Source organism: Robertmurraya beringensis, from assembly GCF_042433785.1.
Classification (GTDB): Bacteria; Bacillota; Bacilli; order Bacillales; family Cytobacillaceae; genus Robertmurraya_A; species Robertmurraya_A beringensis.
In genome coordinates this window covers 62,857-73,140 of the sequence record NZ_JBHLUU010000120.1, presented here as the reverse complement: position 1 = coordinate 73,140, position 10,284 = coordinate 62,857, and the positions used below count along the sequence as shown (strand labels likewise).

Here is a 10,284-nt window from a genome sequence, read left to right as displayed (position 1 = left end):
CACAGGTCTAATTGTAAATAAATTTCCAAATGGATGGAGCCACCTTTGTTGGGTATTTACTTTTTTGGCTCTAAATAGAGAATATAATTAAACTGAAAATTACGAAATTATTTATGCAACACTAGTGCTGATACATATATAACCGATTTAATTAGTAAGGCGGATTTTGTTGTTAATACTGCTGATGAGCCTTATATTGGTCATACTTCATTAAAAATTTCACGCGAATGTATAAAACAAAGAAAAGCGCATTATATAGCTGGAGGGTTTGATGCACACCTAGCAAGTACTGGGGAGTTAATTATACCGGGTTTGACTCCTTGTGTAGATTGTTACGCAGATTATTTTGCCGAGGCCTTAAAAGGATGGAAACCTAAGCCGCATCCAGTAAAGGAACGTTATCAAGAAATCGGTGGATTATCTAGCATGTCATTATTTTCTGCAAGCTATGGTGTAATTGAAATTATCAAGTACATAGCTGGTTTAACCGATTTTAGAACGTATGGTAAATCTAGAGGGGAGTTTCTATTTGATACTCTGGATATAACTTACTTAGATGTAAAGAGAGATGAAAATTGTAAAACATGCGGGGAGATTGTTTATGAGGAAGCCTAAAATTAGATCGTCTGTTTCTTCAGTTGTACACGAAAAAAATGTGATAGAGTTTTTTCTAACGAATACGCGAAGACAAGTAACGATGAGAGTCCCAAATGAAAATATTATTAACCTGATTTTATCATTGGATGGTATGAGTGATATTAATGAAATATGCCAAGAATATAATTTGGATTCATTAGCTAAAGAAAATATGATCAAATTGTTAAACTTTTTAGAAAGGAAAAATGTCATTATTGATGCAGATAAGGAATGGAACAAGGATGATTATACAGGCTTTCGAAGGGTGTTAAATTTTATTGAGGATTATGTATCGGTAAATGATGAAAAGATAAAAGTTTGGAATACCATAAGGAGTTCTCATGTGGTAATTGTGGGACTTGGCGCGGTAGGAACTTGGGTGACTTTTCAACTTGCACAGTCTGGAGTCAAAAGCTTTACATTAATAGATGCTGACATAGTTGAAAAAACTAATTTACATCGACAACTAAGCTTTGGTTTTAATGATATAGGGAAAAATAAAATAGATATTGTCCATAAAAATTTACTTGAAATAGATTCGCAAATCTCTGTAAATAAAGTCTATAAATATATTGATGAAACTGGAATTGATGAATATGTTAAAGATGCAAGTTTAGTTATTAACTGTGCTGATATACCAACAGTCGACCAAACGGCCTTGTGGATTGGTGAAAGTTGTATGAAATATCGCATACCACATATTATTGCAGGAGGATATAATTTGCATCTATCTTTAATAGGTCAAACGATTATTCCCTTTAGGTCAGCTTGTGTAAAATGCTTTGAAACTAAGCTTTATGAAATTAATCAGATCGACACTTCTAATTTGAGGAAATTACACATAGAGAATAGGAAAATAGGAAGTTTTGGACCGATTTGTGCTATTTCTGCAAGTATAGCGGCAATGGAAGCAATTAAGGTGCTGAGCAAAGTAATAAAACCAGCAAATATTAATAGACGTGGAGAATTCGATATTTATTCTATGGATGTTAAATATATGAATATCACAAATGATGATAATTGTGAATGGTGTGGAATTAATGGTAAATACCTATAGAAAAGAGGTTAACCGAAGTGTTAGATAATGATTTTATTCAAATAAAAGGAGCGAGAACAAATAACCTAAAAAATATCAGTGTCAATATACCTAAAAACCGGCTGACAGTTATTACAGGTTTATCAGGCTCTGGTAAGTCATCCTTGGCCTTTGATACTATTTTTGCGGAAGGTCAAAGAAGATTCATCGAGGCGCTATCGTTCAATAATAGACAACTTTTTGATCAAATGCCAAAACCAGATGTAGACTCCATCAAAGGTTTATCCCCAGCCGTTTCACTAAGTCAGAACAATACTAATAGGAATCCAAAATCTACAGTTGCTACAATTACGGATATTCATAATTATATGAGATTACTATTTGCTAGGATAGGTAAGGATCAGAGTGGTAAAAAGACAGATTTGGAACCTAAACATTTTTCTTTTAATAGTCCCTATGGTGCCTGTAGAGATTGTAAAGGAAAAGGAACTATTTTAGAAATTGAGCCTAAATTCTTAATGGATAGCAGTCTTTCTTTAAATGAAGGTGCGATTTTACCGTGGAGTGAAGAAAAAAGTCAATACTATATAAAACTGTTAGATAAAGTTTGTCAAGATTTAGATATTGATATGAATGAACCTATTGGCAATCTTAATAAAGAAATCATTCAGATACTTCTTTATGGAATTCAAGATAGAAAGTATAAAATTAGTTATAAAAATTATCAGGGGAAAAATCGAACACGAACTGTTTTATTTGAGGGAGCAATAAATGATTTATCAAAAATGTATAAAGAAACTCCTTCTGAGAGTAAAAAAGAAAAATTAACAGGTTTTATGATTGAAAAATGTTGCCCGAATTGTAAAGGGTTCAAGTTAAATAAGGATACTTTAAATGTACTTATAGCAGGTCTCAATATAGGAGAAGTTACTAGACAATCAGTTGGATCTGTATTCGAGTTTTTTGATAAACAGATTTTAAATTATCTAGATGACGTTGAAAAAAAAGTTGCATCTTTAATTATAGATGAGATAAAAAAAAGATTATATTTTATGAAACAAATTGGACTTTCGTATTTATCACTCGATAGATCAATTGCAACCTTATCGGGTGGGGAAATCCAAAGGTTGAGGTTAGCAAATCAAATTAGTTCGGAAATGTCGGGTATCTTATATGTATTAGATGAACCATCTATTGGTCTTCATCAAAGAGATAATGAACGACTCATTGGAATGTTGAAAAGGCTGATGGATGGTGGTAATACTGTAATAGTGGTAGAGCATGATGAAGAAATTATGATGTCTGCTGATTATCTTATTGATATAGGTCCAGAAGCTGGTAATGGTGGAGGGGAAATCCTTGCAATAGGTACTCCGGATGAAGTTAGTAATAATGAAAACTCCTTAACAGGTCAGTATTTATCAGGTCAAAGAAATATAGATATTCCGAAAAATAGAAGAAAAGAGAATGGATTTGTAACCATCTATAATTGTAAGGAAAATAATTTAAAAGAAATTGATGCAAAATTTCCATTAGGTGTTCTGACAGCGGTAACGGGTGTATCAGGATCTGGAAAAAGTACATTGGTCAATGAACTATTATTCAAAGCATTATCATCTAGATCTGGAAAAAATTCTACAGTGGAACTGAGTGGGTTTAGTAAAATCGAAGGTGTGGAAAAAGTTGGTAAGGTTATTCGAGTGACACAATCACCTATTGGCCGAACACCTCGATCCACTCCAGCTACATATACAGGTGTATTTGATGATATACGTGTTTTATATGAGCAAAAATCAAAAGCTGATAAAAAAAATTTTAATAAGAGTGATTTTAGTTTTAATGTTACAGGTGGGCGTTGTGAAGAATGTAAAGGTGAAGGATATTTAAAGTTTGACATGGGCTTCGTCTCTGATCTTTACATTACTTGTCCTGAATGTAAAGGTAGCAGATATAAAGAAGAAATAATTCAAATTACCTATAAAGGTAAATCTATTGCAGACGTTCTAGAAATGTCAGTGGAAGAAGCATTGAAGTTTTTTGATGACGAAGAGAGAATATTAAGGAAACTCCAAGCACTCGTTGATGTCGGGCTTAGCTATATTAAGTTAGGGCAACCTTCAACTACCTTATCTGGTGGTGAGGCTCAAAGAATAAAGTTGGCAAGTTATCTTTATCAACAAGATTCTGGAAATGATGTATTTATATTTGATGAACCAACAACAGGTCTACATATTCATGATATAAAAAGGTTAATTTCTATTTTCGAAATACTGGTAAATAAAGGAAATTCAATAATCGTAATAGAACATAACTTAGATGTAATAAAATGTGCAGATTATATTATTGATTTAGGCCCTGAAGGTGGAGAGGCCGGAGGATATATCATCGCTGAGGGAAGACCGGAAGAGGTGGCTAAGGTAAAGAAATCATTAACAGGTCAGTATCTAAATTCTAAGTTAATAAAAAATTACTTTTAGAGAAAATTTTCTACTTTTCTAATTGAACTAGCGATAAGGAGTTACGAAAATCTGTGCTATGGTAATTGATTTTTTTATAATTCTTTGTTTAAGTGCAATTTTAAATGTGATTAATTCTACCTTATTAATAGAAATTCCGTACTAAAATGCTAACATTTTGCTAACATCTTCCCGACACACTTCCATAATAAACGGTAACTCAACGTTAAAGATATTACAGTAAGCAATATCCAAAACGTTGATTTACCGCACTTTTTGCACTCGATGTTAACAATATTACACTCTAGCAGACTACGGGCGGCATGATGTAATAAACGCCCTCAAACCCTTGATATATAAGGGCTTTATGTAAGATGAGAGTGGAATGTTAACAAATTATAGAAGCTTCTCATAAGTTGAGCCAACTTATGGGAAGCTTCTTTTTTATATATGAAAGTTTAGTTGGAGGGATAAGAAAGTTACTTTTAGAGTAGTCGGCCCCGTTTCAAGTGTTCATATTAAGCACATGCGTGATAAAATGAAAAAATAAAAATGCGATGAAAAAGATGGCTAGTAAGGAGTTGCCGTGGCTTTTGATATTGTCAGAGGTGGACGCAATGTGAAAGGGGTAAATAAAAACAAGAATCAAAAGAATAAAATAATAGGAATAGCTTCATTAAAGGAAGCGCTATCCGCATTAAAAGTCGCAGATCTTCAAGACATCCGGAAAAAGCTGCAAATTAAAAATATAAGCTCGATGAAAAAGGCGGAGTTAATTCAATCTTTGGCAGAGGCAATCCCTGTTCTTTTCAGAAATATTATCAGTCAGTTCGATGAGCGACGATTATTTTTAATAAAAAATATCATTGCCAATAATGGAGTTATGAGCGCAAACAATCTAGAAATCGAGGAGATGTAGTATCTCCATAAAACTGGTTTTATGTTTACTAGTTTTCAAAATGGTAATACAATCGTCATAATCCCTTTGGAATTATTGCCTTCTCTAGTGAAAATTATTCAAGACGAAACGATACTTACAGATGTTAAGCGGAATACGGATTGGATAAAGATTACTGCTAGACCCTTTAGTTATTTTAGAGGAGCAGGCATCTAGAAAGAATATTGATTACTATCCATTCTCGAAGAAACAGCTCCTTGAAGCAGGTGAAACGACTATGTGGAGTGTCCAAAAGGTTATTCTCAACCTTTATCTCTATTTACGAAAGAGTATCGGATGTCAAAACAAGAGGCGAAGGAGTTTGTTGAGGACTGTATTATGCATGCGAAATTAGGCAATCAACCTAGTCAGCTTCTTCAATATTTACAGACTCAACTGACATTCGAAAGCTTAGAAGTAGTGCAAAGACTGATGGATGCCGTTGTTCTTCTTATGAATAATACGAGGGAATGGTATTTAAAGGGATATACATCGGAAGAGCTATTCGCTCAGGAAAAGAAGGCATTACCGCCTTTGCCTAATAAAAAAGGAGAGGTCATTAGTCTCCAAACCCGTCAAAAGGTGGGGAGAAACGATCTTTGCCCATGTGGGAGCGGGAAGAAATTTAAGAAATGTTGTGGGAGTTGAAAATCTGAACAGTGATAAAAAATGTTAAAAGTTTAGTGGGTGGACAAAAGGATAATGAGTTATATTGCAGAATATCTTTCACAATTTATTGTCTAAAAAGAAGGATTTGGTGTTGGTGGCAAAAAGGAATTCACAAGCTTGGGCAGAGGCCAAAAAACGATGCAAATTGAATGAGACTGATCTACAAATGGCTAAGGAGTTGGGGATGACAGCTAAGAGCTTAATTAAAAATATCCCCACGCCTAATCAGCTATGGAAAGCACCTGTAAAAGTATGGATTCGTGATCTATATGAGGAGAAGTTCAATAGGGTCATTACATTTAAGCCTGCCCTCAGAGAAGAATTAAAAAAAAAGCCCAAAAAACAACAAAAACTGATTGTTTCTGATCACTGGGTTGATGAGGAGGACTTACCATTTTGATGAAATCTAAGGCTGATCGATTATCTGATGAAGAAATAAAAGTCATATTGAGAGCAGCTGATGAAATTATTGCTAAAGGTGGAAGAACACTTCTTGCCAAAATCTTAAAGGACTCACGGGAGAAGAAAGTATTACAGCTGGAGCTGGATAAGTGTCCTGTCTATGGTTATTATAAATCAGAAAATCTAGATGAAATTATGCAAAAAATTGACTGGATGATCGATTATGATTTAGATGTAAAAAGTGTCATAACGAAAAGGATAACGAATTCTCCTATTAATTAAGAAAATCTACTTTAAGAGCAGACTAATAGAATAGAGGTTGTGGAGTATGACTAAACCAAAAGAAAAGATAGAGGAAAAGAAGGCAGAATTACTGAAATTAACAATTGAGTTTAGTAAGCAATTTTTAAATGAAGAATATGAGGGAGTAATTGAAAAATTAATAAACAAAATGGCTAGAAAAAGAGACATTCCATTCCTGTCAGGCCGTATTGAAATATGGGCTGCGGCAGTAATCCATGCTTTGGGAACGATTAATTTTTTATTTGATAAATCTAGTCAACCATATGTGTCTGCTACAGAAATTTTTGAGTATTTTGGCACCAAGCAAAGTACGACTTCGCAAAAGTCGAAGAAAATTAGAGATATGTTTAATATGACCTATTTTGATAGTAATTTCTCGATAGAGTCAGTTGTTCAAGGTAGTCCTTTTAATAACCTTTCAATAGTAAATGGATTAATCGTTCCTCAAGATATTTTGAATGATCAGCAGATTGAAATCGAAGAATGGGAAATTCAAGCTGCCCAAATATTAGGAATAAGCGGTTTAGAGAGAGGTAATAAATATAATGCAAGTTATATGGACAAATTACTCAATGTAAAAGAGACAAGTTTAATGAGTTTTTATGAATATCTATTACAACATATGATATTTCCTTTTACTGCGATATATGAAGAGGAAGTTGGCCCTTTAGAAATCGCAGAATTTGAAGTCAGCTGTATTCATTTAGACCAAGAGATGAAAGTAGACGAAAATTATGGAATTCTTGTTGAAGGCAGGTTGGGTAGAAAAAAAGTAATACTGCCATTAGCTAGCATCAAATTGGATGAAGGACATAAGAATTTTAAATGGATAGATTTATATCAAGAATGGTTCTGGTCATACAGATAATGTTCAATAGTGGATCGTTCTTTGAATGCATTTTTTAATAGACTGAAAATAGGAATGATAAAAAAGTGGAAACTATGGGAAAATCTGATATTTTAAGTGGTAATACCTTTAGTTATTTTGATGTGTTTGAAGAGAAAAAAGGGCTTGTCTTAGGAACTGAAGTAAATGATATAAAATATATTATGCATGATCAGTATTGTATGAATCCAAGTTGCAAATGTGATGATGTTATTCTTATCTTTACAGAAAGCGAAAATAATGATTCTGAGTTTGCTATAAGATTATCTTTGAAAAGGAAAAGGTATGAGATTCTTGATATCTATGGTATTTCTAAGAGACAAGTGGATGAGATTGTTAAGGGTTCATTAAAAGATAGTGCAGAAGCAATGGAGCTATTAAAAAAGCGATATAAGGAGATGAAGGAAGCGGGAAAGGCAGTTTTACAAGGAAGTCCGGAAATAAATAGCAATAAAATTGAATTGCCAGTGGAAAAGCCTAAAAGAAATGATCCTTGTCCTTGTGGGAGTGGGAAAAAATACAAAAAGTGCTGTGGTGTGTAGTTATTTGTTATACTAAATTTAAATTAATATTCCTCCTTAGTCCAGCAGTGTTGGCTTTTGAAATATCCGAACCCATTAGTATTAAAAAATTAGATGATACAAAAGAAATTCTATTGTAGTGCAAACTTGTATGATTGTTTTAATAAAGAAAGCTTTGTATATAGGGGTTTTTAAGTGGAATAAAGATAAATGCTCATAATTTTGCTCATAGGAAGCAAAAAATGTTCATTTTTTTCACAAAAACCATCTTATCAGAGAAGGTCTTTCATCAGTTTACTGAACTGGTGGGAGGCCTTTTCTTCCGTATTTGCGGTCATATGAGCGTAAATATTCATACGTTCTTCATGTTATTCAAAGCGATTTGGGAAGTTCGTCGGCCTGCGGAGGCTTTGAATTGGATAATAATCGTCCTCGTGTTGCCTATCCTTGGTTTCTGGCTGTACCTAAGCATATCAAATCCCCAGCTAATTCATCGGAAAAGATTGAACTCTTCTCATAATGAGTCTGATAAATTGCCTGATACATATAGTGATAAAGCATCGACAATCGCCGATGCTTTACGACATTTCACTGTGCATGGGCATACGTTGGAAGGAAACCCTGGAATCTCTACTCCAGTTATTCGGCAAGCTTACTTTATATGTATAACACAGGCGACAAAGACTATTGATATAACAACACCCTATTTTGTACCAGAAATAGATATTATCATGGCATTAAAGACAGCTGTGGCTCGTGGTGTGCGCGTAAGATTGCTGGTTCCTCACCACATTGACCAAAAAATCGTGGGGTTTGCAAGTCGTGCCTATTACGGGGAACTTATAGAAGCTGGAGTCCAAATCTACAAGTACAACAAAGGAATGCTACATGCGAAACTAATGATCATCGATGATGAAATTGCAGAAGTAGGCACAGCAAACTATGATATGAGAAGTTTTCGCCTCAATTATGAGGTAAGTCAAGTCTTGTACAGTGCTGAAGTGGCGTGGGAACTCACAGAGCAGTTCGAAAGGGATCTTACTAATTCTGTACCATTAAGAATTAAAGACTTGCTGCAACGAACCCTGACCGAGCGCATTGTAGAACAGGGAGCTCGCGTGCTTTCTCCATTATTATAAGTTGATATATACTGTTATTATTGTCCTATCTTAAAGCTATATTTAAAAAATTCATTGTTTTTGAAATGTTTCTGATTTATTTGAAAAAGTAAAAAATCCGTGTTAGAAGAAAACTTCATATAAAATGTTTTTTTTTCTTATATCAGTTTGAAATTAATTACAAAAAAGGGTAATGCTAAAAAGGTAGTAAAAAGTTTAAAATCATAAATATCTGTTACCTTTTAAATTAATTATTGAGGTGGTATCAAAAGATAATCTAATTGAATCTTAAGGAAATACGTTTATTAGAAGATAAACTGTACCTTTTTGAATTAAATAGTTGGCTAAAGAATGTGAGTTTTTAATTTGGGAATGGTTGATATTAGTCGTTTTTTTAGTTGTACCTTAGGGTATATGGCTAAACTCGTTAAACGAGACATTCTATAAGAAACTTAGTTGTTTTGTAAAATTACTTTCTTTATCTAAACTTAAAGATCTTACAACTAATTAAAATTTTATTTGGAGGAAGAAAATTTGGAAGAAGTTAATATTGGTTTACTGACTATCAAAACGATCGTAGGTTTTGTTACCTTATTTTTTATCATTATCATAACAGGCAGAACATCCATCTATCAGTTAACTCCGTTTCACTTAGTTTTTGTTTTAGTACTAGGTGATTTTTTAGGAAATACCATTTATGAAGATAGGGTAAGGATTTTTCATTTTTTATATGCTATCGGATTGTGGACGGTTCTTATGTTGGGAATAGAGTTTATAACTCTAAAAAATAAAACAACACGTTCTCTCTTATTAGGGGATCCTAACATCATCATTCGGGATGGTGTCATGGATCGAAAGTTACTTAAAAAGAACAAATTGGATGTAAATCAAGTTTTGAGTATACTTCGACAAAATAATGTTTTTTCAGTTCGTGAAGTCAAATACGGTATATTGGAAGCAAATGGGCAAATAAGTATATTATTAAAATCCAAGTATCAAAAACCAGAAAAGCAAGATCTTAATCTTCCAGAAAGTTCAGTAGACCTCCCAACATCGTTAATTATAGATGGGGAAATTTTATTGGATAATTTACATGAACTCGGATTTAATCAACAGTGGTTAGATAACAAATTAACTATCAATGGGTATAATAATGTAAAGAGTATACTCTACGCAGATTGGCGAGAAAGTGAAGGCATACATATAAGTCCCAAATAAAATTTGTTTGGATAGGAGCATACAAATACTCGATTATATAATGTAGTAATCTAGCTATTTGGTTTTGAACGCTCTTGATAATCACATGAATAAAATAATAAT

At 33.3% G+C, this 10,284-nt stretch carries 10 protein-coding genes and 1 pseudogene; all 11 read left to right on the top strand.

Going from position 1 to position 10,284, the window contains the following annotated elements:
• Positions 1-312: 312 nt before the first annotated feature.
• Entirely contained in the window at positions 313-615 is a 303-nt protein-coding gene (locus tag ACFFHF_RS19480) for a hypothetical protein (RefSeq protein ID WP_377058864.1), read from the top strand.
• The gene (locus tag ACFFHF_RS19475; RefSeq protein WP_377058863.1) at positions 602-1,693 is read left to right on the top strand and encodes a ThiF family adenylyltransferase; all 1,092 of its coding nucleotides are present in this window, start codon (positions 602-604) and stop codon (positions 1,691-1,693) included. The genes ACFFHF_RS19480 and ACFFHF_RS19475 overlap by 14 nt, the downstream gene beginning before the upstream one ends.
• Before the next feature lie 17 nt (positions 1,694-1,710).
• Complete coding sequence (gene uvrA / locus ACFFHF_RS19470) at positions 1,711-4,149, top strand: excinuclease ABC subunit UvrA (RefSeq protein ID WP_377058862.1); 2,439 nt, start codon at positions 1,711-1,713, stop codon at positions 4,147-4,149.
• A gap of 565 nt (positions 4,150-4,714) precedes the next feature.
• Complete coding sequence (locus ACFFHF_RS19465; RefSeq protein WP_340901914.1) at positions 4,715-5,047, top strand: Rho termination factor N-terminal domain-containing protein; 333 nt, start codon at positions 4,715-4,717, stop codon at positions 5,045-5,047.
• Between the two features lie 258 nt (positions 5,048-5,305).
• Positions 5,306-5,713 (top strand): SEC-C metal-binding domain-containing protein, encoded by a 408-nt coding sequence (locus tag ACFFHF_RS19460; RefSeq protein WP_340901916.1) that lies wholly within the window; start codon positions 5,306-5,308, stop codon positions 5,711-5,713.
• A 115-nt stretch (positions 5,714-5,828) separates the two neighbouring features.
• On the top strand, positions 5,829-6,134 hold the full coding sequence (locus ACFFHF_RS19455) for a hypothetical protein (protein WP_377058866.1): 306 nt from the start codon (positions 5,829-5,831) through the stop codon (positions 6,132-6,134).
• Positions 6,134-6,418 carry an RQC domain-containing protein gene (locus ACFFHF_RS19450; protein WP_340906131.1) on the top strand — a complete coding sequence of 95 codons (285 nt, stop codon included), beginning with the start codon at positions 6,134-6,136 and terminating at the stop codon, positions 6,416-6,418. The genes ACFFHF_RS19455 and ACFFHF_RS19450 overlap by 1 nt, the downstream gene beginning before the upstream one ends.
• 46 nt (positions 6,419-6,464) lie before the next feature.
• Positions 6,465-7,307 carry a DUF6398 domain-containing protein gene (locus ACFFHF_RS19445; protein ID WP_340901919.1) on the top strand — a complete coding sequence of 281 codons (843 nt, stop codon included), beginning with the start codon at positions 6,465-6,467 and terminating at the stop codon, positions 7,305-7,307.
• Between the two features lie 74 nt (positions 7,308-7,381).
• Positions 7,382-7,867, top strand: a complete 486-nt coding sequence (locus tag ACFFHF_RS19440) for an SEC-C metal-binding domain-containing protein (protein ID WP_160548787.1) — start codon at positions 7,382-7,384, stop codon at positions 7,865-7,867.
• Positions 7,868-8,448: 581 nt separating this feature from the next.
• Positions 8,449-8,985: pseudogene (locus ACFFHF_RS24815) on the top strand (phospholipase D-like domain-containing protein); the annotation flags it as partial.
• Between the two features lie 513 nt (positions 8,986-9,498).
• Positions 9,499-10,182 carry a DUF421 domain-containing protein gene (locus ACFFHF_RS19430; protein ID WP_160549859.1) on the top strand — a complete coding sequence of 228 codons (684 nt, stop codon included), beginning with the start codon at positions 9,499-9,501 and terminating at the stop codon, positions 10,180-10,182.
• Positions 10,183-10,284: the final 102 nt, after the last annotated feature.

What these genes read in the sequence shown, in the direction of transcription:
- ACFFHF_RS19450 (WP_340906131.1), top strand. Translation starts at nt 6,134, where the DNA reads ATGAAATCTAAGGCTGATCGATTATCTGATGAAGAAATAAAAGTCATA.
- ACFFHF_RS19440 (WP_160548787.1), top strand. Translation starts at nt 7,382, where the DNA reads ATGGGAAAATCTGATATTTTAAGTGGTAATACCTTTAGTTATTTTGAT.
- ACFFHF_RS19475 (WP_377058863.1), top strand. Translation starts at nt 602, where the DNA reads ATGAGGAAGCCTAAAATTAGATCGTCTGTTTCTTCAGTTGTACACGAA.
- ACFFHF_RS19445 (WP_340901919.1), top strand. Translation starts at nt 6,465, where the DNA reads ATGACTAAACCAAAAGAAAAGATAGAGGAAAAGAAGGCAGAATTACTG.